Consider the following 23,918-nt stretch of genomic DNA (forward strand, 5'->3'; position numbering starts at 1 on the left):
CTGACCCTTCGAATTTGGATTTTGGGGGTCGTTTTCCATGAAAAAATTGTTGCTTGGCGTCGCTCTTGGCGCGCTGGCCGTTAATGTACCCGCCGCTGCGGAAACGGTTGAGGAAACTGCAGCGCGTTTTGGTATCCGTCAGTCGGTCATGGACATTTCGCTCTCGCCGTCGGGGACGAAAGTCGCATTCATCGCACCCGGTGCGGAACACAGCGAAGTGCTCAATGTGGTCGATCTGCGAAACGGGGGCGCCATCCGCACTATCATTTCGAACACCGAACAGAACGGTGACCTCGACGACTGCGAATGGGCGACCGAAACTCGGCTGGTCTGCAGATTGTACGGCATAGGCCGCCGGGGTTCTGTTCTGCTGCCATTTACACGAATGCTCGCCATTAACGACGATGGCAGCGAAGTGCTGGAGCTTTCCGAGCGCACGAGCGATCGGCAGCTCTACTTTCGCCAAGACGGTGGCGATGTCATCGCGTTCGATATCGAGGGCGATGATGGGAGCATCCTGATGACGAAACAGTACGTCAAGGAACGCACCATTGGCACGAGGCTGGCCAATGACAAGGACGGCCTTGGCGTGGACGAGATTGACGTGTTGAACGGCCGCAGCAAGGTGGCGGAACAGCCCGATCCCATGGCCCAAACTTACGTAGCAGACCAGGATGGCGAAGTTCGTCTGAAGGTTCGCCAGCTTTCCGACAATCGCGGCGTTCTTACAGGCGAGACGGTGTATATGTACCGGGAGCCCGGCAAGCGGAGCTGGAAGATGATGGGTGAAATCATCGTCGACGGAAAACCGCTGAAGGAATTCGAGCCGGTGGCAGTCGATGGTCCGCGCAACGTCGCATACGGCTATGAAACGCTGAACGGCTATTCTGCCTTGATCGAAGTGCCCCTAGACGGGAGCAACACAGGTCGGGTGATCATGGCCCGCGATGATGTCGATGTCGGATCTCTGATCCAGATCGGACGGCAGAAGCGGGTTGTTGGCGGTACTTTCCAGACAGAGAAGCGCACGATCCAGTATTTCGACAGCGAACTGGATGCGCTGTCCAAGGCGCTTGGAAACGCCTTGCCGAACAAACCGCTGGTCAGCATTGTCAGCGCCAGCGCGGACGAATCCAAATTGCTCCTGATTGCGTCGAGCGATACCGATCCCGGCACGGTGTACCTGTATGACAAAGGCACACGCCAGCTGGAGCAGCTGCTGGCAGTGCGCGAGTTCCTGGTGGATCAGAAACTGGCCAAGGTCACACCGATTTCGTTTCCCGCTTCGGACGGAACCCAGATCCCTGGCTACCTGACATTGCCTTCGGGGTCGGATGGCAAGAATCTACCGACCATCGTATTGCCCCATGGCGGACCGGCTGCCCGGGACACTTGGGGCTTCGACTGGCTGGCGCAATTCTTCGCGGCGCGCGGATATGCCGTCTTGCAGCCGAACTATCGCGGTTCGGCGGGATATGGCGAGGCTTGGTTCGGCAATAATGGCTACCGTGCCTGGGATGTCGCGATCGGCGATGTTAATGACGCTGGCAAGTGGATGATCTCCGAGGGTATTGCCGATCCTTTCAGGCTGGCGATCGTTGGCTGGTCATACGGAGGCTATGCGGCATTGCAGTCGCAAGTCGTCGATCCGGACCTGTACCAAGCGGTCGTCGCCATCGCGCCGGTGACAGACCTGGAATATCTTCGCGAAGATGCCCGCGCCTACACGCATTACGAACTGCGCGATAAGCAGCTTGGCAGCGGCCCGCATATCGTCGCAGGCAGTCCGTTGCAGCATTCCGAAAGCTTCAAGGCACCGGTTGCATTGTTCCACGGCGAGCGTGATGTGAACGTGGATGTCCGCCATTCGCGTGCCATGGCCGATCGGCTCAAGGATGCGGGGAAGTCAGTTACCTATGCCGAATATGATGGCTTGCGCCATGGCCTGCGTGACAGCAAGGTGCGTACCGAAATGTTGATCGCGATCGACGGGTTCCTGGCTCGGTCGCTCGGTAAGTAAGGACAGCCTGATATATGGCAAATTGGGGAGGCAGAACAGGCGCGGGGTTCGGTTCTGCCTCATCGCGGACAGACCGTGAAGAAATCACGGCGCTAGTGGTGATTGCCGTAATTACGGTCTTGCTGTGGCATTCCCCCTACGGCGGATACCTGCTCTATCCTTTCACCATCTTGTCGACTTGGTTTCACGAGATGGGTCACGGGCTTGCGGCCATGGCCTTTGGCCATGAGTTCGAACGCCTGGTAATTTATCCCGACGGTTCGGGATATGCGCTCCATCTTGCCGAGGGCGATCCGCCGCGGATCGCGATGGCGTCGATCGCGGCTGCCGGTCTTTTGGGCCCCACGGTTGCCGGGTGCCTCTTGATACTCGCCTCACGGACGCAGCGCGCGACGAAGGTCGCGCTCGCAGTTCTAGGCGCAGTCCTGCTCGGCTCGACGCTGATCTGGGTCCGGTCGATTACTGGTTGGCTGGTATTGCCGGCACTCGGGGCGTTTAGCTTGTGGCTCGCCTTCTTTGCCAGCGCACAACACAAGCACTTTGCTGTACAGTTCATCGGTGTCCAGGGCTGCATCAGCATCTACCGGGACTTTGGGTATATGTTCAGTGAAGGCGGGATGCTGGGCGGGATGCCGCAGATCTCCGATACCGGTCACATCGCCCAGGCATTGTTCCTGCCGTACTGGTTCTGGGGCGGAGTGATCTCTGCGATGATCGCAGCGATGGTGTTCTGGTCATTGCGTGTCGCACACCGGCGCTGACTGGGCCGTAATCGGCGGCACAAACGAAAAGGGCGGCCCCGCAAGGCCGCCCTTTCTTGTTCCGTAGTGGACCGATTAGCGCGAGTAGAACTCGACAACCAGGTTCGGTTCCATCGTGACCGGGTAGGGCACTTCGTCGAGCTTCGGTACGCGGGTGAAGGTCACCTTGTCGGTGCCGTCGGGCGCGACGTAGTCGGGAATTTCACGCTCGGGCAGGCTCTGCGCTTCGATGACGAGAGCCATGTCCTTGGCCTTGGCGCCGAGGCTGACAACGTCACCAACCTTGACGCGGGCCGATGCCACGTTGGTCTTCACGCCGTTGAGGTAAATGTGGCCGTGGCTCACGATCTGACGGGCGGAGAAGATGGTCGGAGCGAACTTGGCGCGGTAGACAACCATGTCCAGACGCTGCTCGAGCAGGCCGATCAGGTTCTGACCGGTATCGCCCTTGATCGCGGACGCTTCCTTGTAGGTGCGCTTGAACTGCTTCTCGGTAACGTCACCGTAGTAGCCCTTGAGCTTCTGCTTGGCGCGCAGCTGCAGGCCGAAGTCGCTCATCTTGCTCTTGCGGCGCTGACCGTGCTGGCCGGGGCCATACGAACGCTTGTTTACCGGGGAATTCGGACGACCCCAGATGTTTTCACCCATCCGGCGGTCGAGTTTGTACTTGGCGCTTTTGCGCTTCGACATAAGTCTTTCCTTCAATTTGCTGAGCCATCCCTCGATCCGCCAATCGAATCGAGCGTGGCCATTCAACCCGGCATCGCTCCGCTGGAAGGTTGTTCCAGCGCGGCTACCGCTTCACCGGGGTGCGGAGCCAATTAACGAAGGCGCGCGAATAGCAGGATTGTGCAGCGCGTCAAGCGCCGCGGACAGCTTCGCAGAAAGACTGTATCAACGCAGGGTTCTTTTGGCCGGGCGCGGTTTCAACCCCTGATGATGTGTCCACTAGGGGCGCAGCCGTCAGCCGTATCGCCTCCGCGACATTATCCGGCCCGAGGCCGCCTGCCAGCCCCCAATCCATCTTGTGGTCATGGTTTGCAAGCAACTGCCAGTCAAATGCCTCTCCGTTTCCTCCTGGCAACGCTTTTGCTGGAGCGTCGAACAGGATCCGGTCAGCCTTGCCGATCCATTGGCGGCAGCGTTCAAGCGTGCCCTGATCGCGAAGCCCGACCGCTTTCCAGATTTCGCACTCCAAGGTCTCGCGCAGCTTGGCCAACCAATCAGGGGTTTCCCTACCATGAAACTGGAGGACATCCGGTTGCACGAGATCGACCGCCCGCGAAAGATCGGTGGGCGCCATGTTGACTGTCAGCAAAACCACTTTCACACCAGCAGGGACTCTCGCCCTGAGAGAGGCTGCGGCCTCCAGCGTGACATGGCGCGGCGAAGCCTCGAAATTGACCAGGCCGACGTGGGTCGCGCCTGCCTCTACAGCGGCATCCATGGTTTCAGGGGTAGAGATCCCGCAAATTTTTATCAGCATGACAGTAATCGCTTAAAGAGTGGCTTCGATAGCGCGCGCAGCTTCGGCCGGATCATCGGCTCGGCTGATCGGGCGACCGATAACAAGGACGCTGGCCCCATCGTCGCGTGCTTGGCGCGGCGTCACCACGCGTTTCTGATCACCGACAGCGCTTCCGGCCGGCCTGAGGCCCGGCACAACGAAATAGCCGTCTCTCCACTGGTCGTGGACCGCCTTGACCTCGTGTCCCGAGCAAACGATCCCGTCGAGCCCGCTGTCCTTGGCCAGTTCGGCCAGACGCATGACCTGGTCGTGGGCGGTGCCGTCTACACCGGTACGCTGGAGATCGCGGTCGTCCATGCTGGTAAGCATCGTCACACCAACAACCTTGGTATGTTCTCCCGCGGCGGCCTTGGCGTCTTCCATCATCGCCCTCCCGCCGCTTGCGTGGATCGTCACGATAGCAGGTTCCAAAGCATGGATCGCGTGCATGGCACCTGCAACTGTATTGGGGATATCGTACAGTTTGAGGTCCAGAAAAATCGGCAGACCCAGTTGCCCGATCATATGAACGCCGTGCGCCCCGTGGGCACAAAAGAACTCCAGCCCCAGCTTTATTCCGCCCACATGGGCTTTGACCTTCTTGGCCAGGTCGACGCCGTCGCGCAGGCGCGGAACGTCGAGAGCGAGATAGACGGGATTGGTCATGTTTTCGGTTGTGGCTCCGGATCGACCGGATTTGATGGCTCAGCTGAGGCAGTGTCAGGCGCGGGGGCCGCGACAGGGGCCGCTGCGGTTTCAGCTGGAGCGGTGGCAACGGCCTTGTTGCCGGCCATTGTGGTTGTGGCCTGTTCGAGCGCCGAAATGCGCCGCTCCTGGCGCCAGCGGACACCGCGGTGGTACAGCCACATAGGCACAATGCCGATCAGGAAAGACACGATGACCAAGGCGGGTACGCGGGTGTCCCAGACAATGCCGGGCCAGATGCGCACATCAATCTGCTTGTCCCAATTGCCGAAGGAGAACGCAAGCACTCCAACCAGCAGCAATATCCAGAGGAGCGTCCTGATGATCTGCATATCTTCGATACCCTTCGTCGATTTATTTGATGCTAGGCGTGCAGGCAGGTTGCGGCAAGTTCAGCCAAACACCCGGTCGAAGATCGTGTCGACTTGCTTGAAGTGGTAGTCGAGGTCGAAGCGCTCTTCGAGCTGCTCATTGGTCAGAGCTGCCGTGACTTCTTCGTCCTGCTTCAGCAGATCGAGCAGCATCATCTTGCCGTCGGATTCCCAGACTTTCATCGCGTTGCGCTGGACGAGGCGGTAGGCATCTTCGCGGCTAACGCCGTTCTGGGTCAGCGCGAGCAGGACGCGCTGCGAATGGATCAGCCCGCCCATCCGGTCCATGTTGGCCTGCATTCGCTCCGGATAAATCAGCAGCTTGTCGACCACGCTGGTCAGGCGCGCGAGGGCAAAGTCGAGCGTGATCGTCGCGTCGGGGCCGATGAAGCGTTCAACCGAGGAGTGCGAAATATCGCGCTCATGCCACAGCGCTACGTTTTCGAGCGCGGGCAAGGCATAGGCACGGATCATGCGTGCCTGTCCGGTGAGGTTTTCGGTCAGGATCGGGTTGCGCTTGTGCGGCATCGCGCTCGAACCCTTCTGGCCGGGCGAGAAGTATTCTTCTGCTTCGAGAACTTCGGTGCGCTGAAGATGGCGCACTTCTACGGCGACGCGCTCAATCGATCCGGCAATGACTGCCAGCGTGGCGAAATACATGGCGTGCCGGTCGCGCGGGATAACCTGAGTAGAGACTGGCTCTGCTTTCAGGCCGAGTTTCTCGGCAACATATTCTTCAACCGACGGATCGATATTCGCGAATGTGCCGACGGCTCCCGAGATCGCGCAGGTGGCGATCTCTTCTCGCGCATTGATCAGGCGGGTTTTGCAGCGATCAAACTCGGCATAGGCCTGTGCGAGCTTAAGTCCGAATGTCACCGGTTCGGCGTGGATGCCATGGCTACGGCCGATGGTGGGCGTATATTTGTGCTCTTCCGCGCGGCGCTTGATCGCGGCTAGCAGCGCGTCGAGATCTTCGAGCAGAAGGTCGGTCGAGCGGACGAGTTGAACGGCCAAGGTCGTGTCGAGCACGTCAGAGCTGGTCATGCCTTGATGCATGAAGCGCGCTTCATCGCCGACGTTTTCGGCAACCCAGGTCAGGAATGCGATCACGTCATGCTTGGTCACAGCCTCGATCGCGTCGATCGCTTCGACATCGATCTTGGGATTTGTGGCCCACCAGTCCCACAGTGCCTTTGCCGCGCTTTTCGGCACCACGCCCAGTTCGCCAAGCTTTTCCGTGGCATGCGCCTCAATCTCGAACCAGATGCGATATTTCGCTTCGGGTTCCCAGATGGCGGTCATGGCGGGGCGGGCATAGCGGGGGACCATTGGTCGACTCCGATTGAGGAAAAATGGGGTTCGCGCAGCGCGCTAGGGGGCGGCGCTGGCGCTGGCAAGGGCGCTTCCACCATGGCCCACCAATTACGGTCAACACAGAGTTTCCAGAAGCACCTATCTATCATTGCAAGTACTTCGAATTGCGGTAAGTTGTTCTACATGAGCGACAAATCGATATTATCCGCATCACGTATTTCTCTTGCGACATCGGCAGCCATGCTGGTGGTTCTAGCTGCTCCGGCCAATGCCGGTGAAGAAATTCTCTATAATATGCCGCCGACTTGGGTGGAGGCGGCATCATTATCCGATGTCGATTTGGAAAATGATCCCTCTGCGCTGATTTACGACTGGCAGCACCGCCTCGAAAACGGCGTTGTGAGTCAATATTTCGACGTGGCGATCAGGATCGATAATCCTGATCTGCTCATGCAGCACGGCACGATCTCGCTCGATTGGCTGCCGGACAAGGGCGATCTGACCGTCCACAAGGTAGAGATCCTGCGCGATGACGAATCGATCGATGTCATCTCCACCGGCGCTGAATTTGAAGTGATCCGGCGCGAACAGGGCCTCGAACAGCGCCTGCTTGATGGCCAGCTTACCGCCACTCTCGCAGTTCCGGGCCTGCAGGTCGGTGACATCCTCCGCGTCACGCATTCCAAGACAATCGACGACCAGGCTTTGGGCGACGGTATGCAGGCCTCGCAATACCTCATCCAGGAGCCTTGGCAGGTTGGCTTCTCGCGGGCGATCTTCAGCTGGCCCGAGAACGCCGAGATTTATTGGCGTGCGGAAGAGGAAGCCATTATCCAGCCTCCGATCGTCGAAAATGGCTACCGTAAAATGACGGTCGATTTGCCCATCGAGAAGTTCAAGGAAATGCCGGGCGATGCGCCCTCGCGCTTCAATCGCGATCCTATTCTTAGGGTTGGCAGCTACCGTGATTGGCAGGACCTGTCTCGTTCGTTTGCACCCCACTACGCCGAAGCTGCGCAAGTTGCGGACGACAGCGAAGTCGCAGCGAAGGCCGCGGCAATCATGGCTCAGACAACCGATCCGCTTGAACGCGCAGCCCTTGCCCTGCGATTGGTGCAGGATGAGGTGAGTTACCTGCTCAACGGGCTGGATGGCGGCAATTACATGCCGCAGAGTGCGTCTGACACTTGGGAAAAGCGCTATGGAGACTGCAAGGCCAAGTCGGTCCTGCTGTTCTCTCTGCTGTCGCGCATGGGGATCGACGCGGTTCCTGTCCTCGTCGTGACGGGCGGCGGAGATGCGCTGCCTGAATTGCTCCCGATACCCGGCGTCTTCAACCACATGATTGTTCGTGCGACGATCGATGGAACACACTACTGGCTGGATGGGACCAGCACGGCAACGCGCCTGAGCAATATTGCCCAGGTGCCTGCATTCTATCACGCGCTGCCGCTTACCGCCGCCGGCGCAGACCTCGTCCCCATGACCCAGCGCCGTCAGACATCGCCGGATGTCTCCATGGACCTGACGAGCGATTATTCCGCCGGGATCGATTTCCCCGCTTTGTTCACGCTCAAGGTCAAGATTTACGGCACGCAAGGCGCCGGTCTGCGAGCTGCTGCCGACGAAGCCAATGACGAGCGCCTGAAGCAGCTCGGCAAGAATTTTGCGTCTGGGCAAGGAAGTGCAGTGACTTCCGTGTCTCTCTCATATGATGATGAAGAAGCGGTCGGCATTGTGGAAGTCGAAGGCATCACGACAAGTGATTTCGCTTGGAGCGAGGGCCGGATGCGGATGTCTGGCGACCAGACACAAAGCTTCTCGTTCAACCCTGACCGTGCGCGTTCGGAATGGCGCGGCATACCGGTTCAGACGCCGGGACCGCAGTACAACCGTATGCAGATTGGCTTGATCCTCCCCGAAGGACTGGATGGTTTCGAGAATACCGGCCCCGCTGAATTTGAAGACGGCTTTGCCAACACTTCACTCAAGACGAAGACGGTCTTTGACGGCAACAGAATGTTGTCGACGGTCGATATTTGGCAAGACCTCGGCGAAGTTTCCGCCGCAGATATTCCCGAGCAAAAGCGCAAGGTCCGCAAGATCAACGCAATCAATGCAGAATTGATCGCTCCTGAAGATTTCGCGTGGCGTTGGGAGATTGAGCCGAAAGAACTTGCCAGGCGCGCGGCTCCTTTGCTCGCAGCCTATGATGACGCTGTCGATTTCGCAGATGAAGACGATTGGGGACCGCTGACACAACGTGCCAGTTTCCGCGCGCAGGTTTTTGACTGGGAAGGCACTCTGAAAGATCTCGGGACGCTCATTGAAAACCAGCCGAGCGCGTATCTTCACAGTTGGAGGGCAGCCGTCCATGAAGCGCTGGGAAATCGCGACATGGCAATTGTGGATGCCCGTGCCGCCTATGATCTCGATCCATCAAGCGCCTATGCGTTCAATCTGGCTGAAATGATGGCCTATGGCGGCCAGCGCGACGAGGCTCTCGCGCTGCTGGAAACGGTGCCTGTCAGCGATGAAGAAGAAGGTTCTTACGCCAGCACATATGCGACGGTGGCCGGTCTTGCGGGCCGAACCGATGATGCCTTGGCGATCCTGTCGGAGCAGGTTTTGGCAAAGCCGACCAACGCTTCCGTCCTGAATGCCGATTGCTGGTTCCGCGGACTGTTCAATGTCCAGCCGGAAGGGGCGCTCGCTTCGTGCACCAAGGCGATAGAGCGCGCTTCAAACAGCGCTCCGATGCTGGATAGCCGTGCGATGGTCAGCTACCGCATGGGTGATTACGATGCGGCGCTGAAGGACCTCGATAGCGCGCTGGAATTGGCGCCGGCACTGTCGGCCTCGCTTTACCTTCGCGGTATCGTGCGTCTCGAGCAGGGCGACAAGGATGGCCGCACCGATGTCGAGCGCGCGCTGCGTATGGCACCTGAACTGGCCGAACGTTATGCAGCTCATGGTGTTGCACCGAAAAAGTAGAGCTTCCAGCCGAGGGGCTAAATGAGTCCTTTCGCTCGCAAGGATACATGACTGCCGCGCCCTACGATGACGTGGTCGTGGACCGTGATGTTGAGCAATCTGCCAGCTTCCGCGATCCGATTGGTGATCTGAATATCGGCGCGGCTCGGCTCAGGATCGCCGCTTGGGTGATTGTGTACGAGAATCAGTGCGGTCGCCCCTATGTCGAATGCCTTGCGGATCACTTCGCGCGGATGGATCGCGGCCTCATCGACCGACCCCTCGGCAGCCAGGTGATCGAGGATCAGGCGGTTGCGCGTGTCGAGGTACAGCACCCGGACGCGCTCATGCTTCAAATGGCTCATGTCGATCGCAAGATAATCGAGCAGCGATTGCCAGCTGCCGAGAACGGGCTGATCTTCGATCTGACCGCGCGCCATTCGGCGTGCGGATAGAGCAACAGCACTCAGTGTCGCCGCGCTCGATTCGCCCATGCCTTTCACCCGGGCCAGCGCTTGCGGGTCCGCATTGAGAACGCCCGAAAATGACCCGAATTGTTCGATAAGCCGCTTCGCGAGCGGCTTGGTGTCTCCTTGGCGGAAGGCGCCGAACAGGAGATATTCGAGCAGTTCATAATCGGCGAGCGCCTCTGCGCCGCCTTTCAGCAAGCGCTGCCTCAGCCGTTCCCTATGCCCGGCACCCGAGTGGTCTTTCAGCTTAGTCCCGCTGTCTGACAAATTTCGACCCCATCTTGCGCTCTTACAAAGGCTTGCATTGCCTTCGCAGCTCGATGCGCGCAAGTGTGCACGCGATGGAAGAGGTCGCGCAAGACTCAGGATCTGATTACCGGCCGCGCTGGCGCAAGAAGCGTTATGCCGTGCCCGGCTTGACCTTCTTGTTGCTGGTCGCGCTCTCGCTCACCGCGTGGTCGAGTAGGGAGACGATCGCCGACGACCTGATACGCCAGCAATTGGATGCGTATGGCATCCCCGCTGAGTACGAAATTGAACGGATCGGCGGTCAAACGCAGGTACTTTCCAATCTGCTTGTCGGCGACCCAGATGCGCCCGACCTGACTGCACGGCAGGTTATTGTTGAACTGGAGCACCAGTTCGGACTGCCGAAAATCGGATCGATAACCTTGGTCGAGCCGCGGCTTTACGGGACCTTCGTGGACGGAACGCTGAGTTTCGGCTCGCTTGACCCGTTCGTGTTCGGTGAGGGGAGCGACGAGCCGGGACTACCCGCATTAGAGATGACCATCCGTGATGGCCGGGGCTTGATCGAAACGGACTACGGGCCCGTCGGGCTCAAGATTGAAGGCCAGGGCCGCGTTGACGACGGTTTCGCGGGCATTCTGGCTGCAACGGCGCCAGAGCTGTCCTTCGGCCAATGTAGTGCGCAAGGCACCACACTGTATGGCAAGATAACGACCAGCTCCGGACGCCCAAGGTTCGAGGGTCCTCTGCGGCAAGATAGCCTGCGTTGTCCGGCTTCCAATGTCATGCTCGGCGGCCTCGTCGCGGAATTGGTGGGTGAGACTGATGCAGAATTTGCCGACCCGCAGCTCCGGGCCCGTATCGGAACCAAGCAGGCCCGCGTTCCAGGCGTCGATATCCAATCCCTCGCGGGTAATATGCGAATGCGGTTTGGCGATGAAACAGCCACGACACGCTATTCTATCGCGGCTCGCGGCGTCGAGACGCCTCATGCGAATGCTGCCGTCCTCACGGCTGAGGGTCTTCTGCGTGCCCGTACCGACCTTTCCCGCATAGACCTGGACGGAGACATAGAAGGGAATGGGCTGAGGCCGGGCCGGACTTTTATCGCCGGTGTCGAAGGTCTGGCGACATCAGGCGAGGGCACTCTCCTGGAACCGCTCGCAAAGCAAATGGCTTCGGCCTTGCAAGCCCAGACCCGCGGGAGCGCGCTTCAGGCAAGGGTGCGTTACAGGGCGGATCAAGAGGGATACTCGCTGGTCGTGCCGCAAGCCGAGCTTACTGGCGGCACCGGCGCCCGGATCGCGTCACTGTCGAGAGTGGAGTTAAGTGCAAAGTCCGGCAATGCGCCGCGCTATTCGGGCAATCTTGCAATGGCCGGGCCAGGCCTCCCCAGGATCACCGGCAGAATGGAACGCGCTGGCGCGGCAGGGCCGGTATTCCGCCTTTCCATGATGCCATACGAAGCTGGCGGTTCCAGGCTGGCGATACCGGGCATGACCATTTCGCAGGGGGCCAATGGGGCGCTCGGCTTTGCCGGATCAATCGAGGCGAGCGGTCCGCTTCAGGGCGGTATGGTCGATGGCTTGTCGCTTCCGGTAAGCGGACGATATGATCCCGGCGGCGCATTGGCTCTATGGCGCGATTGCACGCGCGTTTCCTTCAGACGGCTTGCATTTTCCAACCTCAACATTGCCGGTCCCGGGCTGACACTGTGCCCGCCACCTGGAGGAACCATACTTCGCTATGGACCGAATGGATTACAGCTTGCGGTAGGAGCACCCTCGCTCGAGCTGGCTGGCTCCCTTGCAGAAACGCCGGTTCGGATTGCCAGCGGGCCGGTGGCCTTTGCCTGGCCCGGCACCTTGCGAGCCCGCGACCTGAAAATCACGCTCGGCCCATCCGACTCCGCGAGCCGCTTTGCGATCACCGATCTCGATGCGACGCTGGGAGATAATATTGCCGGTACCTTCTCCGACGCAGAAATCGACCTCTCATCGGTGCCGTTGGACATCGCGAATGCCTCGGGCGAGTGGGATTATACCGACAGCCGCTTCACGATCGCAGGAGCCTCCTTCCGGTTATTGGATAAAGAAGAGCCTGACCGGTTCGAGCCGCTTTCTGCGCGCGATGCATCGCTCGTCCTGATGGACAATATCATCACGGCGAAAGCTGCCTTGTATCACCCGGCAAGCGATCAGCTCGTTACCACGGTAGATCTTGAGCACAATCTGTCGAGCGGGGCGGGATATGCTTTGCTGGATGTGCCCGGATTGCGGTTCGATGACGGACTTCAGCCGGTCGACCTGACACCTCTGGCGCTCGGCGTGATCGCCAATGCCGAAGGCACCGTAACCGGAAACGGGCAAATTAATTGGTCAAGCGAAGGTGAGGTGACCAGCACCGGAGAATTCTCCAGCGACGGCGTCGACTTTGCGGCCGCGTTCGGTCCGGTGAAGGGCGCAAGCGGGACGATCCGGTTCACAGACCTGCTGGGCCTGACAACGGCACCCGGCCAGACCTTGCAGGTGGCTTCGGTTAATCCGGGTATCGAGGTGCTCGGCGGCGAAATTGAGTTTGATTTGCGCGATGGCGAGCTCCTGTCAGTGGCAGGAGGCCGCTGGCCATTCATGGGCGGCGAGCTCATCCTGCGCGAAGTGGATTTCCGTTTCGGTGTAAGTGAAGAGCGCAATTACGTTTTTGAGATCGTCGGACTCGATGCTGCGCAGTTCGTTGCCGAGATGGAGCTTGAGAACATTTCGGCGACCGGCATTTTCGATGGAACGGTGCCGATCGTATTCGACGCCGACGGGAATGGTCGCATTGATCAGGGCGTGCTCATCTCCCGTGCGCCGGGCGGCAATCTGTCGTATGTGGGCGAACTCACCTACGAAGACCTGTCTGCCATCGCGAATTATGCATTCCAGGCGCTTCGCAGCATGGATTATTCCCAGATGAGCGTCGTCATGGAAGGCCCGCTGGCGGGTGAAATCGTGACCCGCGTTCGCTTCGATGGTGTGCGGCAGGGAGAGGGCGCTGACAGCAATCTGATCACGCGGCAGATTGCCAAGCTACCCATCCAGTTCCGGATCAATATCCGCGCTCAATTCTATCAACTGCTGACCTCCATGAAGGCGCTGTACGACCCATCTGCGGTGCGTGACCCGCGCGAATTGGGCCTGCTCAGTGACGATGGCACACGTTTCCTTCGCCGCTCAATCACCGGCGAAGAAGCCGAACCCGAAATCGACCCGGAAGACATTATTCCGGATGAACCCACCATTCAGGACCAGGAAAGCGAGGATGCGCGATGATACGAGCATATTTGACTGACCCTTCGCCCCTTGCAACAAGACGCGCCATGCAGAATGCACAAGGGATGAAGAGTTGGCGGAAATTGGCGGTTGCGGCATTCCCGCTCGCGTTGGCCGGGTGCATTACTATCGAAGCCCCCGACGAGCCGATCGTGATCGAGCTTAACGTCAATATCCGGCAGGAAGTGATCTACCGCCTCGCAGAAGATGCAGGCAATACGATCGAAGATAATGCGGATATTTTCTGATGGGTGATTTTATGAGCAAGTCGATTACCAGGACAGCATTGGGTGCTGCGGCACTGGCTGTGGCTCTGGGCGGAATTGCATCCCCGGCTTTCGCCCAGCGCGATCCGGCCTATGCATCAGCTCGTGCATCTGGCCAGGTTGGCGAGAAGATGGACGGATATCTGGGTATTGTCGGCGCTGAAACGCCCGAACTCCGCCGGGTCGTCAACGACATCAACATCAAGCGGCGTGCCGTTTATGCGGAACGCGCACAGGCTAATAATGCGACGCTTGAAGAATATGCCCTGACGGCAGGTTGCCAGGCAATTCTGGCGACGACACCGGGCGAAAAATACCAGGCGCCTGATGGCACCTGGCAGACGCGTACCAGCGCCGCCCCGATGCGCGATTCGCGCTGTCCGTAGTCATTCCCGGTAAGTGGGGCAGGCTCGTCTTCGTCGCGCAGCGTCGTGGCAACCTTCAGAAAGGCGCAATTCGCGGGTCCTTCATGTTGACTCGCAAAAGCCCCCCTTCTAAGGGGGCGGCGCCCTTGGCGGGCAAGTCCCTGCGCGTGCCGCGCAAACCCCTTAGAAAAAGGAGCATGGCATGAGCGATGACAAACCCGCACGGGAACCAATCGAGGAGGATGCGCGGATCGACGCGCTGGAAAAGCGGCTTTCAGCCGCCCAGCAGCGCGAAGAGCAACGCAACCGCCCGCAAGGCTCTGGAGCTGACGCGAACTATCGCAGCGGCAATCGGGTGTTGGCGGACCTGCTCGGGGGGATTCTTGGCGGAACGGCGATCGGTTATGCCATTGGCTATTTTACCGGCACCAATCCGTGGGGTCTGTTGGTGGGATTGTTCCTTGGGATAATCGTCGCCTTCAGGAACGTCATCCGCGCGGCAAATCGGCGTCCCGATGAATAACCCTCAAGGGGTTTTCGGGGCGTTAGTTACAGGATTTAGGGACCTTAAAGACGTGGCAGCCGAACAGGCCAAAGTCGATCCGATGTACCAGTTCACCATCAAGCCGCTCGCCGGCACTGATGGCTGGGAAGTTGCGGGTTACAACATCGCTTTCACCAACAGCGCGTGGTGGATGCTCATCACTACGGTGGTGCTGTTTCTCTTCGTGCTTGGCGGCATGAGGCGCCAGCTGGTGCCCGGGCGCTGGCAGATGATGGTGGAAACTTTCACCGGCTTCATCGACGACATGCTCGAGGCGAACATTGGCAAAGCCGGGCGCAAATACGTGCCCTATGTTTTCAGCCTCTTCATGTTCATTCTGTTTGCGAACCTCCTCGGCCTCCTGCCGCTGGGCATCGCAGGCGTGCATCCCTTTACCTTCACGAGCCACTTCACCGTCACCGGCGTGCTCGCGATTATCAGTTTCTCGATCGTCTTGCTGGTCGGCTTCTGGAAGCATGGCTTCCATTTCTTCAGCCTGTTCGTGCCGCAAGGCACGCCGCTGCCGATGATCCCGATCATCGCGCCGATCGAGTTCATCTCCTTCATGGTTCGTCCGTTCAGCCTGGCCCTGCGACTGTTTGTTGCAATGATGGCCGGCCACGTCCTGCTGGAAGTTCTCTCCAGCTTCGTGATTGACGGTGCCAATGCCGGTGTAGGCTTTGGCCTGCTTGTCGGCCTTCCAAGCTTTATCCTGATGATCGGTATCTGCGCGCTCGAACTGCTCGTTGCCGGTATCCAGGCCTACGTGTTCGCGTTGTTGACTGCACTTTATATCAACGACGCCGAAAACCTTCACTAAGATCCTAATTTAACCAAAGTTTTTCCCAAAGGAGTTTGTCATGGAACAAGAAGCTGCAAAGCTCATCGGTGCTGGTCTTGCTGCAATCGGTGCCGGTATGGCTGCGATCGGCGTTGGTAACGTCTTCGGTTCGTTCCTCGAAAGCGCGCTGCGCAATCCTGGCGCTGCCGACGGCCAGCAGGGCCGTCTGTTCATCGGCTTCGCCGCTGCCGAGCTTCTCGGCCTGCTGGCGTTCGTCGTTGCCATGATCCTGATCTTCGTCGCTTAATCGACGACAATCGTGATCGCACCGGTCGGGATATTCCCGGCCGGTGCATTGAATTTCCCGTACCCGCTTTTCGAGAGCTGCAATGCCACAGATAGCACAGCTTGCCGACACATGGTCCAGCCAGGTTTTCTGGTTGCTGGTGTTCTTCGGCATTACGTTCTTCGTCGTCGGCCGGACCATGGTTCCCAAGGTAATGGAAACCGTGTCCCAGCGCGACAGCCAGATCGCTTCGGACCTCGCCGCTGCCAAGGCATCGCGCGATGCAGCCGACGAACAGGAAGAAGCGTGGCGTGTGCGTGAGAACGAGAACCGTGCTGCCGCACAGGCAATCGTTGCCAAGGCCAAGGACGAGGCTGCTGCCAAGTCCGACAAGAAGCTAAAGGCTGCACAGGCACGGATCGACAAGAAGCTCGCCGACGCGGAAGCCCGCATCGACGAGGCTCGCAGCGAAGCGTTGACCGAAGTTGAAAACGTTGCTGTCGAGGCGGCGCAGGACATCGTAAAAACGCTTGCCGGCGTCACTGTAACCAAGCCCGCCGCCAGCAAAGCGGTCAAGGAGGCGATGGCCAATGGCTAATACCCAACTGCCAGAAGTGTTCGCCACCGAAGCGGCTCAGGTAAATACCGAAGTCGATGCCGGTGCAGGCAAACATGTCGAACCCGAACTGTTGGGCCTGGCGCCTTACCAGTGGGTCTCGATCTCGATGCTGGTTCTGCTGGCTATCGCTTTCCTGGGCGCGAAGGTTCACAAGACGATCGCCGCCGGTCTCGACAGCAAGATCGCAGCGATCAAGCAGCAGCTCGACGAAGCGAAGCAGCTCCGGGCCGAGGCCGAGGCTCTTCGTCAAGAGTATGCTGACAAGATTGCTGGCGCCGAAAAGGACGCGGAAGCCATGCTGGAAAATGCCCAGCATGAAGCGGACGCTTTGCTCGTAAAGGCGGAAGCCGACAGCAAGGCGATGGTCGAGCGTCGTAAGCGTATGGCGGAAGACAAGATCTCCGCAGCGGAACGTGAAGCCATTGATGATGTGCGTAATCGCGCTGCGATGGCCGCGACTTCGGCCAGCCGCAAGCTGATCGCAGAAAAGCATGACGCTGCTGCTGATCGTGCACTGGCTGACAAGGTGATCGCCGACATCTAAGCGGCAATAACTAATCGAAATTTATAGAAGCGCGCGCTGCCTGTGGGTATCGCGCGCTTTTTTCTTTCCATAGTTCGATTTCTCGCTATTGCGAGGCGTTATCAAAAAAGAGGCTCCACGTGAATCGCGCAACCCTGACCAAACTCCACCTAATAGCAGCCGCCTTCATGTTTCCTGCGGTGCTGATGTTCCTGATTACTGGCGCTCTCTACACTTGGGGCAACAAGGGCGAATGGCGCGAGGACACCGTGATGGTGACCCTCGAGCAACCGATAGCGCAGGCAGACGAAGCGGCACTTAGGGGCATAGCTATCGAAGCGCTCGCGCAAAGGGGCCTGCCAGCACCGAGCGGGTCAGCGAGCGTAAGCGGCGAAGGCGATGATATCTCGCTCGCGTGGACCGGCGCGCGCAGCGAGGCATCTGTCACGGCGACTGAAGATCCGATGGTGGCCGAAGTTGCAATCAAGGAAGCGACCTTCCACCGCTGGTTGGTCCAGCTTCACAAGGCAAAGGGCAGCACAGTCTTCAAGGTCTATGCAACACTGCTCGCGGTTGTCCTGTTCATGCTTGTTCTCAGCGGTTTAATCATGGGCCTTCAGGTCAAGGCGTTCCGCAAGCTGACTATCGGGTCGAGCATTGTCGGGCTTGCTGCATTCGCTGGATTTGTTGCCTTGGGCTGAGGCTTCAGGGCGTCAGCACGATTTTTCCGATGATCTCGCCCCTGTCCATCGCTTCGAACGCCTCTCTCCATTTGGCGAGGGGCAGCGTGCTATCGATGTGAGGTGTAATTTTCCTATCGTTTGCCAGTGCGTCCAGGGTTTCAGCAATCCGTTTACCGCGTTCAGGAAAACGTCGAGCGTACTCACCTGCTCGGACTCCCACGACGGAAAAACCCTTGATCAGCGGGATATTGACTGCAATTTCCGGAATGCGTCCCGCTACAAATCCCACGACGAGCAGCTTGCCTCCGAATGTTACGCAGCGTGTGCTCTCGTCGAACACGTCTCCGCCAACCGGATCGAAAACCAGGTCGCACAGGCGGCCATCTGTCAAATCAGCGATTTCGTCGCGGAACCGTCCGGTATTCAAGATTGCCGCGTCGGGCCTCGCAGCGCGTTTGAGCGCTTCCAGCTTGTCAGCCCTGTGGGTTGCCGCGATCACTCGCGCGCCCAGCGCCTTCGCCAGATCGCAGGCGGCGAGGCCTACTCCGCCGCTCGCGCCGTGTATCAGGACAGTCTGCCCGGGCTCCAGACCGCCTAGTTCGACCAGTGCGACATAGGCTGTGTGATAGGCGGCGCCCATTGCCGCCGCTTCTTCGTAGCTTAGGGTTTCGGGCACAGTGCGCAGTGACTGTGCGGGAAGGGCGATGAACTCGGCAAAGGCACCGGTTTTTGCACCGCCCATTACCCGCTCGCCTTTCGAAAATTCGCATCCTGCCGATGCTTCGATGACTTCACCGCTCATCTCCAGCCCGCTCACGAAGGGGAGCGCTGGCTTGAACTGGTATTCTCCGCGCGTCATCAAGAGGTCTGGATAGTTGAGCGAGGCCGCCCGGACACGGACCAGAACGTCGCCTTCAAGCGGTTGAGGTTTGGGCAGGTCCTCCAGAGCTGCGCCTGACAGGTCGTCTGACAGCATCCGAACCGTGAGCGCCTTCATTGTAATCAGAACGCATCCTTGGCCGCTCGGAGCGCGGCAAAGGTCTCTGCCGGTGAGCTGCCGCCCCAGCGGTCCCGCAAATCGGCGTTGTCGGCGCGGAGGAAAGGGTTTGTCGCAAGTTCGCGGGAGAGCAGGGTGGGCACTGTCGGTTCGCCCTTCGCACGCTTTTCCTCCACGCGCGCTGCATAGAGTCGCAGTTCGGCATTGTCCGGATCGGCATGGAGCGCAAACTTCGCATTTGCCGCCGTGTATTCGTGCGCGCAGAACAATTGGGTGTTTGCGGGCAATTGGCGGATACGGTCGAGGCTGTTCCAGAACTGATGTGGTTCGCCTTCGAACATTCTCCCGCAGCCGAGTGCGAATACGCTGTCACCGACGAATGCGATGTCGGCCTTGGGAAGATGATAGGCGATATGCCCGTTGGTGTGACCGGAGACGTCGATCACCCGTGCTTGCCAATCGCCCAGTGCGACGGTGTCGCCATTGCCCACTACGCGGTCGATGGGGGAAAGCTTCTCCACCTCTTGCGGGGCGATGATCGCGGCGCCAGTCGCTTCGACAATCACCTTGTTCCCGCCGGCATGGTCCGGATGCCAATGGGTGTTCCAGATCTGGGTAATCGTCCAGCCCTTGAGCGAGGCCTGCTTGAGGTATTCGGCACCGTCGGGCGTATCGATTGCGGCGGTCTCTTTGCTATCCGGATCATGGACCAGGAAGCCGTAGTTATCGGACAGGCAAGGGAACTGGTGGACTTCAAGCATGGTGGTCGGGCTGCCCTATCGCTTTCGGAAACTCAACGCGCAGCCTAACCTTGATCCGGCGCATAAGAAAGGCCCGCCTGCCGGTATGGCAAGCGGGCCTTTCTGCGTACCCGAAGGAGCTCGTTTTCGAGCTTAGTCTTCCTTCTTCTTCAGCGCTTCGCCGAGGATGTCGCCAAGCGACGCACCCGAATCCGACGAACCGAACTGCTGAACTGCTTCCTTCTCTTCGGCGATCTGACGCGCCTTGATCGAGAAGGTAGGCTTCTTCGAACGGTCGAAACCAGTGACCATCGCATCGATTTTCGCACCCGGCTGGAAGCGATCGGGACGCTGCTCGTCACGATCACGGCCGAGGTCCGAACGCTTGACGAAGCCAGTTGCGCCATCTTCGCCGACCTGAACTTCGAGGCCGCCATCGCGGACTTCGAGGACGGTGACAGTGACAACCTGGTTCTTGCGGAGCGAGCTGCCTGCGCCAGCTTCGGTCGGAGCACCCTTTTCGAGCTGCTTCATGCCGAGGCTGATGCGTTCCTTCTCGACGTCGACGTCGAGAACGACTGCTTCGACTTCTTCACCCTTACGGTGAAGGGCGAGAGCGTCTTCACCCGAGATGCCCCATGCGATGTCGGACATGTGGACCATGCCGTCGACGTCGCCCGGAAGGCCGATGAACAGACCGAATTCGGTCGCGTTCTTGACTTCGCCCTGGACCTTGGCACCGACGGGGTTCGCATCTGCGAATTCTTCCCACGGATTGCGCTGGGCCTGCTTGAGGCCAAGCGAAATGCGGCGCTTTTCGCTGTCCACTTCGAGGACCATGACTTCGACTTCCTGCGAAGTCGAGACGATCTTGCCCGGGTGAACGTTCTTCTTGGTCCAGCTCATTTCCGAAACGTGGACCAGGCCTTCGATGCCCGGCTCGATTTCGACGAATGCGCCATATTCGGTGATGTTGGTGACGGTGCCCGTCATCTTCATGCCGACGGGGTACTTGGCTGCGACACCATCCCACGGATCCGATTCCAGCTGCTTCATGCCGAGGCTGATGCGCTGGGTATCTTCGTTGATGCGGATGATCTGAACGGTCACGGTCTGGCCGATTTCGATCATCTCGCTGGGGTGGTTGACGCGCTTGTAGCTCATGTCGGTGACATGGAGCAGGCCGTCGATACCGCCGAGGTCGACGAACGCACCGTAATCGGTGATGTTCTTCACGACGCCGTCGATAACCTGGTTTTCGGCCAGGTCGTTGATCAGTTCGCTGCGCTGTTCCGCGCGGGTCTCTTCGAGAACCGCACGACGCGAAACAACGATGTTACCACGGCGGCGATCCATCTTCAGGATCTGGAACGGCTGCGGCATGTCCATCAGCGGCGTGACATCGCGCACGGGGCGGATGTCGACCTGGCTGCCGGGGAGGAATGCAACGGCGCCGTCGAGATCGACAGTGAAACCGCCCTTGACGCGGCCGAAGATACGGCCGTCGACGCGCTTGCCTTCACCGAATTCGCTTTCGAGCTTGTCCCAGGCGGCTTCGCGGCGTGCGCGGTCGCGGCTGAGCATTGCTTCGCCATCAGCGTTTTCGATGCGGTCGACGAAAACTTCGACTTCCGAACCTACTTTGAGGCCGTGATCGTCTTCGTTGCGCATGAATTCTTTGAGGTCGACGCGGCCTTCGCTCTTCAGGCCGACATCGATGTGCGCCATGCCGTTTTCGATGGCTGTGACGGTGCCCTTAACTACGCGGCCTTCGAAGCCGCCGTCGTCGGCGCCACCGAGCTGCTCGTTGAGCATTGCCGCGAAATCGTCGCGGGTGGGGTTGGCTGAGGTTGCCATGTGTGAGTAGTCCTAACTTACGTTTTGCTACCGGCCACCGGTTTTCCCGGGGTCTATCCCGTCTCCGAACACTATTGTCCGGGCCAACGGGGCAAGAGGGCCGTCGTCTCCGCAGCGCCGGATGCGGCTGCGAAGGTCCTTCCAATCCAACAGATTGCGAGAACGGGCGCGCGACTAGGCGAATGGCCGCCTAAAAGCAAGGGAAATGCGGCGTAGCGCCCTAGGCTGGGGTCGCAGTATTCACGGCTTCGATCGCCGCGGTGATTGCTTCGTCCCGGTCCAGATGGCTTGTGTCGATCACGAAGGCATCTCCTGCGGGAACCAGCGGGGCAACCGAGCGGCTGCGATCACGATCGTCACGTCGGCGCAGATCGTCCTGAATTTCCAGCAAGGTTACGCCTGCGCCGCGTTCGCGCATTTCGAGAAACCGGCGGCGTGCGCGGGCTTCTACGCTGGCGGTAACGAACAGTTTGGCCTCGGCCTCGGGCGCGATGACCGTGCCAATGTCCCGGCCATCAAGAACTGCGCCGCCCGGCTGCGTGGCAAATGCACGCTGGCGTTCGAATAATGCCTCGCGCACTGATGGGTGGACCGAAACCCGGCTTGCCAGGCCGCCCGTCTCTTCGTCACGCAAATGCGGATCGTCGAGCAGTTCGTCAGGAAAGCTCACCGCAGCAAGTGCATCGCGGCTGTCATCGGGATTTCCGCCATTGAGGAAAACTTGTCGTCCGACTGCGCGATACAGCAGTCCGGTATCGAGATGCGGCAGGCCAAAATGCTCGGCCAACGCTTTCGCAATGGTGCCCTTGCCCGAGGCAGTCGGTCCGTCGACAGCGATAATCATCCGTTCTTCCTGCGCCCGCGCAGGGCCTTGGCCAACCCCCAGATGGCAATTGCTGCCCAGAAACCTTCAAGAACGAGGCTCGGCCAATTGGTGTGCACGACCAGTGAAACGGTCAGCAGCGCCGCTCCGGTCAAATTGGTGCCGTGGAGGATGAAGGGGTTGGGATTATCCTCGTAGGTCAGATAGGCATATGCACCGATAATACAGGCGGTGCCGACAAAGCCGACCATTGATGCCCAATCAAGATCCATCATGACGCGGCCTCATCGAGCAGGTCGCTGAAATTAGGAAAGCTGGTCGCGATAGGCTCGGTGCTATCCACTTCGACGCCTGCTTTGCTGGCCAGGCCTGCGACCGCCATGCTCATGGCGATGCGGTGATCGAGGTGGGTTGTGACTGGACCTCCCCCCGCCAAAGGCTTTCCGCCGGAGCCGTGGATCAGCAATCCGTCAGCGCGCTCGTTGATCTTCGCGCCGGCCTGCGTCAAAGCCGAAGCCATTGCGGACAAGCGGTCGCTTTCCTTCACGCGGAGTTCTTCGAGACCAGAGGTCACGGTGGCGCCAGTCGCCATGGACGCTGCAACAAAAAGCACGGGAAATTCATCAATCATGCTTGGGGCGATTTCCGGATCGACCTCAATACCCTGGAGGGGTGCGTGGCGTACCCTGAGATCGGCAACCGGCTCGCCTCCAACTTCGCGTTCTTCGAGATATTGGATGCTCGCGCCCATCTGTTTCAGCACCCTGAAGATGCCGTCGCGGGTGGGATTGAGTCCGACGTTTTCGATCACGAGGTCGCTATCGGGCACGATGCTCGCCGCAACAGCGAAGAATGCGGCAGACGATGGATCGCCCGGCACTTCGATATCGCATGGCGTGAGATCGGCAGGTCCGGTGATCGAAATGTGCCGTTCACCGTCGATGACATCAACCTGCACATCGACTCCAAAGCCGTGCAGCATACGTTCGGTGTGGTCCCGCGTGGGCACCGGTTCGATTACTGTAGTAGTGCCCGGCGTATTGAGCGCCGCCAGCAGGATCGCGCTCTTCACCTGTGCGCTTGCGACTGGCAGCCGATAGGTGATTGGTACACCGGGCTGGATGCCTTCCATGACGAGCGGAAGTGTGCCGCCGGGCGAGGGTGTGAATGCTGCGCCCATCAGGGAGAGCGGGTCGATCACCCGGCTCATCGGCCGCTTCGAGAGACTGGCGTCACCGGTGAAGGCAGCAGTAATCGCGTGGCTGGCCAAAAGGCCCATCAGCAACCTTGTCGAAGTGCCGGAATTGCCCATATCCAACGCGCCTTGCGGCTGAAGCAAGGTGCCGACGCCCACGCCGTTCACGCTATAGCTCCCATCGGCTTCCTTGCTGATCTTCGCCCCCATCTGGGCGAGCGCGCGGCCCGTGGCGAGCACGTCTTCACCTTCGAGCAATCCCCGAATGGTAGTCTTGCCAACCGCGAGCGCACCGAACATCAGCGATCGGTGGCTGATTGACTTGTCGCCGGGCACCCGGATACGTCCGGTCAACGGGCCTGATGGCATGAAGCGGTGCGCGGTCACAGAAATTCCAATTCCAGAGGCAGTCTTTGCGATGCGCGCTTTGACAGCGCACATACCTTCTGGCAAGGCGCGCGCGCAGTTGATTCCTGCCCTGCAGGATCCCATCAATACAATTACGAATTCACGGCCACCCGGCGCGAAGCCGGGGGCGGCAAACCCAAGGAT

Annotated in this window: 24 protein-coding genes; 12 read left to right on the forward strand and 12 right to left on the reverse strand. The window is 59.5% G+C overall.

The annotated features are described in order from the left end of the window. Positions 1-37 precede the first annotated feature (37 nt). Both K3166_RS04945 and K3166_RS04950 read left to right on the forward strand, forming a co-directional pair. Positions 38-2,020 carry an alpha/beta hydrolase family protein gene (locus K3166_RS04945; protein ID WP_221423562.1) on the forward strand — a complete coding sequence of 661 codons (1,983 nt, stop codon included), beginning with the start codon at positions 38-40 and terminating at the stop codon, positions 2,018-2,020. Positions 2,021-2,034: 14 nt separating this feature from the next. Then, on the forward strand, positions 2,035-2,781 hold the full coding sequence (locus K3166_RS04950; RefSeq protein ID WP_221423563.1) for a M50 family metallopeptidase: 747 nt from the start codon (positions 2,035-2,037) through the stop codon (positions 2,779-2,781). A gap of 75 nt (positions 2,782-2,856) precedes the next feature. Here the strand turns inward: K3166_RS04950 and rpsD are convergent, their stop codons facing one another. The 5 genes from rpsD to purB form a co-directional block, all read right to left on the reverse strand. After that, complete coding sequence (gene rpsD, locus K3166_RS04955; protein ID WP_221423564.1) at positions 2,857-3,471, reverse strand: 30S ribosomal protein S4; 615 nt, start codon at positions 3,469-3,471, stop codon at positions 2,857-2,859. A gap of 169 nt (positions 3,472-3,640) precedes the next feature. After that, positions 3,641-4,267: a phosphoribosylanthranilate isomerase gene (locus K3166_RS04960; protein ID WP_221423565.1), complete on the reverse strand. Its 627-nt coding sequence runs from the start codon at positions 4,265-4,267 to the stop codon at positions 3,641-3,643. A gap of 12 nt (positions 4,268-4,279) precedes the next feature. Next, entirely contained in the window at positions 4,280-4,954 is a 675-nt protein-coding gene (gene pyrF / locus K3166_RS04965) for an orotidine-5'-phosphate decarboxylase (protein ID WP_221423566.1), read from the reverse strand. Next, the gene (locus K3166_RS04970) at positions 4,951-5,325 is read right to left on the reverse strand and encodes a DUF1049 domain-containing protein (protein WP_221423567.1); all 375 of its coding nucleotides are present in this window, start codon (positions 5,323-5,325) and stop codon (positions 4,951-4,953) included. The genes pyrF and K3166_RS04970 overlap by 4 nt, the downstream gene beginning before the upstream one ends. 60 nt (positions 5,326-5,385) lie before the next feature. Continuing rightward, a complete protein-coding gene (purB, locus tag K3166_RS04975; RefSeq protein ID WP_221423568.1) occupies positions 5,386-6,696 on the reverse strand; it encodes an adenylosuccinate lyase in 1,311 nt (436 codons plus the stop codon). A 168-nt stretch (positions 6,697-6,864) separates the two neighbouring features. Here purB and K3166_RS04980 point away from each other — a divergent pair, with 168 nt between their 5' ends. After that, a complete protein-coding gene (locus K3166_RS04980; protein WP_221423569.1) occupies positions 6,865-9,675 on the forward strand; it encodes a DUF3857 domain-containing protein in 2,811 nt (936 codons plus the stop codon). A gap of 17 nt (positions 9,676-9,692) precedes the next feature. Here K3166_RS04980 and radC read toward each other — a convergent pair whose 3' ends face one another. Further along, positions 9,693-10,391 (reverse strand): RadC family protein, encoded by a 699-nt coding sequence (gene radC, locus K3166_RS04985; protein ID WP_221423570.1) that lies wholly within the window; start codon positions 10,389-10,391, stop codon positions 9,693-9,695. A gap of 53 nt (positions 10,392-10,444) precedes the next feature. On the opposite strand from radC, the gene K3166_RS04990 reads away from it, so the two are divergent. The 9 genes from K3166_RS04990 (at position 10,445) to K3166_RS05030 (ending at position 17,772) form a co-directional block, all read left to right on the forward strand. Beyond that, complete coding sequence (locus K3166_RS04990; protein ID WP_247714741.1) at positions 10,445-13,687, forward strand: intermembrane phospholipid transport protein YdbH family protein; 3,243 nt, start codon at positions 10,445-10,447, stop codon at positions 13,685-13,687. Between the two features lie 65 nt (positions 13,688-13,752). Further along, positions 13,753-13,935, forward strand: a complete 183-nt coding sequence (locus K3166_RS04995) for a YnbE family lipoprotein (protein WP_247714742.1) — start codon at positions 13,753-13,755, stop codon at positions 13,933-13,935. Beyond that, positions 13,935-14,339, forward strand: a complete 405-nt coding sequence (locus K3166_RS05000) for a YdbL family probable chaperone protein (protein ID WP_247714743.1) — start codon at positions 13,935-13,937, stop codon at positions 14,337-14,339. Before K3166_RS04995 ends, K3166_RS05000 begins: the two co-directional genes overlap by 1 nt. Positions 14,340-14,520: 181 nt before the next feature. Then, entirely contained in the window at positions 14,521-14,841 is a 321-nt protein-coding gene (locus tag K3166_RS05005; protein WP_221423572.1) for an AtpZ/AtpI family protein, read from the forward strand. 52 nt (positions 14,842-14,893) lie between these two features. After that, a complete protein-coding gene (locus tag K3166_RS05010; protein WP_282098808.1) occupies positions 14,894-15,682 on the forward strand; it encodes a F0F1 ATP synthase subunit A in 789 nt (262 codons plus the stop codon). A gap of 40 nt (positions 15,683-15,722) precedes the next feature. Further along, the gene (locus tag K3166_RS05015) at positions 15,723-15,950 is read left to right on the forward strand and encodes a F0F1 ATP synthase subunit C (RefSeq protein WP_138615694.1); all 228 of its coding nucleotides are present in this window, start codon (positions 15,723-15,725) and stop codon (positions 15,948-15,950) included. Positions 15,951-16,032: 82 nt separating this feature from the next. Then, on the forward strand, positions 16,033-16,527 hold the full coding sequence (locus tag K3166_RS05020) for a F0F1 ATP synthase subunit B family protein (RefSeq protein ID WP_221423573.1): 495 nt from the start codon (positions 16,033-16,035) through the stop codon (positions 16,525-16,527). After that, the gene (locus tag K3166_RS05025; RefSeq protein ID WP_221423574.1) at positions 16,520-17,092 is read left to right on the forward strand and encodes a F0F1 ATP synthase subunit B family protein; all 573 of its coding nucleotides are present in this window, start codon (positions 16,520-16,522) and stop codon (positions 17,090-17,092) included. The genes K3166_RS05020 and K3166_RS05025 overlap by 8 nt, the downstream gene beginning before the upstream one ends. Positions 17,093-17,211: 119 nt before the next feature. Continuing rightward, a complete protein-coding gene (locus K3166_RS05030; protein WP_221423575.1) occupies positions 17,212-17,772 on the forward strand; it encodes a PepSY domain-containing protein in 561 nt (186 codons plus the stop codon). Between the two features lie 4 nt (positions 17,773-17,776). Here K3166_RS05030 and K3166_RS05035 read toward each other — a convergent pair whose 3' ends face one another. The 6 genes from K3166_RS05035 to aroA all read right to left on the reverse strand — a co-directional run bounded on the left by K3166_RS05035 (position 17,777) and on the right by aroA (position 23,807). After that, entirely contained in the window at positions 17,777-18,751 is a 975-nt protein-coding gene (locus K3166_RS05035; protein ID WP_221423576.1) for an NADPH:quinone oxidoreductase family protein, read from the reverse strand. Positions 18,752-18,756: 5 nt separating this feature from the next. Then, positions 18,757-19,512 carry a hydroxyacylglutathione hydrolase gene (gene gloB / locus K3166_RS05040; protein WP_221423577.1) on the reverse strand — a complete coding sequence of 252 codons (756 nt, stop codon included), beginning with the start codon at positions 19,510-19,512 and terminating at the stop codon, positions 18,757-18,759. Positions 19,513-19,644: 132 nt separating this feature from the next. Continuing rightward, positions 19,645-21,348, reverse strand: a complete 1,704-nt coding sequence (gene rpsA, locus K3166_RS05045; RefSeq protein WP_221423578.1) for a 30S ribosomal protein S1 — start codon at positions 21,346-21,348, stop codon at positions 19,645-19,647. Between the two features lie 220 nt (positions 21,349-21,568). After that, positions 21,569-22,192 (reverse strand): (d)CMP kinase, encoded by a 624-nt coding sequence (locus tag K3166_RS05050; protein ID WP_221423579.1) that lies wholly within the window; start codon positions 22,190-22,192, stop codon positions 21,569-21,571. Further along, positions 22,189-22,443, reverse strand: a complete 255-nt coding sequence (locus K3166_RS05055; RefSeq protein ID WP_425594579.1) for a CBU_0592 family membrane protein — start codon at positions 22,441-22,443, stop codon at positions 22,189-22,191. Before K3166_RS05055 ends, K3166_RS05050 begins: the two co-directional genes overlap by 4 nt. After that, on the reverse strand, positions 22,443-23,807 hold the full coding sequence (gene aroA / locus K3166_RS05060; RefSeq protein ID WP_221423581.1) for a 3-phosphoshikimate 1-carboxyvinyltransferase: 1,365 nt from the start codon (positions 23,805-23,807) through the stop codon (positions 22,443-22,445). Before aroA ends, K3166_RS05055 begins: the two co-directional genes overlap by 1 nt. Between the last annotated feature and the right edge of the window lie 111 nt (positions 23,808-23,918).

Source organism: Qipengyuania psychrotolerans, from assembly GCF_019711355.1.
GTDB lineage: Bacteria > Pseudomonadota > Alphaproteobacteria > Sphingomonadales > Sphingomonadaceae > Qipengyuania > Qipengyuania psychrotolerans.

Bases quoted from the DNA above. Each gene is read 5' to 3' on its own strand.
- K3166_RS04945 (WP_221423562.1), top strand. From the start codon at position 38: ATGAAAAAATTGTTGCTTGGCGTCGCTCTTGGCGCGCTGGCCGTTAAT.
- K3166_RS04950 (WP_221423563.1), top strand. From the start codon at position 2,035: ATGGCAAATTGGGGAGGCAGAACAGGCGCGGGGTTCGGTTCTGCCTCA.
- rpsD (WP_221423564.1), bottom strand. From the start codon at position 3,471: ATGTCGAAGCGCAAAAGCGCCAAGTACAAACTCGACCGCCGGATGGGT.
- K3166_RS04960 (WP_221423565.1), bottom strand. From the start codon at position 4,267: ATGCTGATAAAAATTTGCGGGATCTCTACCCCTGAAACCATGGATGCC.
- pyrF (WP_221423566.1), bottom strand. From the start codon at position 4,954: ATGACCAATCCCGTCTATCTCGCTCTCGACGTTCCGCGCCTGCGCGAC.
- K3166_RS04970 (WP_221423567.1), bottom strand. From the start codon at position 5,325: ATGCAGATCATCAGGACGCTCCTCTGGATATTGCTGCTGGTTGGAGTG.
- purB (WP_221423568.1), bottom strand. From the start codon at position 6,696: ATGGTCCCCCGCTATGCCCGCCCCGCCATGACCGCCATCTGGGAACCC.
- K3166_RS04980 (WP_221423569.1), top strand. From the start codon at position 6,865: ATGAGCGACAAATCGATATTATCCGCATCACGTATTTCTCTTGCGACA.
- K3166_RS04990 (WP_247714741.1), top strand. From the start codon at position 10,445: ATGCGCGCAAGTGTGCACGCGATGGAAGAGGTCGCGCAAGACTCAGGA.
- K3166_RS04995 (WP_247714742.1), top strand. From the start codon at position 13,753: ATGAAGAGTTGGCGGAAATTGGCGGTTGCGGCATTCCCGCTCGCGTTG.
- K3166_RS05000 (WP_247714743.1), top strand. From the start codon at position 13,935: ATGGGTGATTTTATGAGCAAGTCGATTACCAGGACAGCATTGGGTGCT.
- K3166_RS05005 (WP_221423572.1), top strand. From the start codon at position 14,521: ATGAGCGATGACAAACCCGCACGGGAACCAATCGAGGAGGATGCGCGG.
- K3166_RS05015 (WP_138615694.1), top strand. From the start codon at position 15,723: ATGGAACAAGAAGCTGCAAAGCTCATCGGTGCTGGTCTTGCTGCAATC.
- K3166_RS05020 (WP_221423573.1), top strand. From the start codon at position 16,033: ATGCCACAGATAGCACAGCTTGCCGACACATGGTCCAGCCAGGTTTTC.
- K3166_RS05025 (WP_221423574.1), top strand. From the start codon at position 16,520: ATGGCTAATACCCAACTGCCAGAAGTGTTCGCCACCGAAGCGGCTCAG.
- K3166_RS05035 (WP_221423576.1), bottom strand. From the start codon at position 18,751: ATGAAGGCGCTCACGGTTCGGATGCTGTCAGACGACCTGTCAGGCGCA.
- gloB (WP_221423577.1), bottom strand. From the start codon at position 19,512: ATGCTTGAAGTCCACCAGTTCCCTTGCCTGTCCGATAACTACGGCTTC.
- rpsA (WP_221423578.1), bottom strand. From the start codon at position 21,348: ATGGCAACCTCAGCCAACCCCACCCGCGACGATTTCGCGGCAATGCTC.
- K3166_RS05050 (WP_221423579.1), bottom strand. From the start codon at position 22,192: ATGATTATCGCTGTCGACGGACCGACTGCCTCGGGCAAGGGCACCATT.
- K3166_RS05055 (WP_425594579.1), bottom strand. From the start codon at position 22,443: ATGGATCTTGATTGGGCATCAATGGTCGGCTTTGTCGGCACCGCCTGT.
- aroA (WP_221423581.1), bottom strand. From the start codon at position 23,807: ATGTGCGCTGTCAAAGCGCGCATCGCAAAGACTGCCTCTGGAATTGGA.